Consider the following 463-nt stretch of genomic DNA (forward strand, 5'->3'; position numbering starts at 1 on the left):
CCAAATCCCCGTGCCGTTATAAAACGAGATAAATATGGGCGGTTGGATGAGAGTGATTATTTGAGGCATGCCTCAAGTTACACCCGTCACAAGGCGACTGTGAATGTGCCTAGGTATGATGAAAAGGTGTGCTTGCTGCAGGTGCACTTCTTGCCGTGTGACGAGGTGGCTGTTTCTACGACTTGTTATGGGCCGAATCATCCAAAATATCCTGATAAGGCCTATTTCGAGATGAGAAAGTCAAAGATATGTCCGGCTAACTGAAGGCAGGTGGGAAGATGCCTAATTTTGGATTTCATATAGCACCCACCCATCCTGTGGCAGGGCGCCTGATTTATGATTCTAAAAAATTATCAGAAAATATATTAAAGCAGCAGAGCGATGAACGGGTTTTTTCAAGGGCGCAAGAGCAAAAAAGGCTTTCTGAAGGTGACGTAGTCGGTGGTGCGCCTTGCTGTAAAGC

2 protein-coding genes are annotated in these 463 nt (G+C 46.0%); both read left to right on the top strand.

Translation table 11 applies throughout. The features are described 5' to 3' along the window. Positions 1–264: DUF3304 domain-containing protein (locus tag I6F16_RS37555; RefSeq protein ID WP_225174782.1), on the top strand; the 264-nt coding region annotated here is incomplete at its 5' end. A 14-nt stretch (positions 265–278) separates the two neighbouring features. After that, positions 279–463 (top strand): hypothetical protein (locus I6F16_RS37560; protein WP_132885718.1); only part of this gene is annotated, 185 nt, incomplete at its 3' end.

The organism is Bradyrhizobium sp. IC4060 (assembly GCF_020193715.1).
Taxonomy (GTDB): domain Bacteria; phylum Pseudomonadota; class Alphaproteobacteria; order Rhizobiales; family Xanthobacteraceae; genus Bradyrhizobium; species Bradyrhizobium yuanmingense.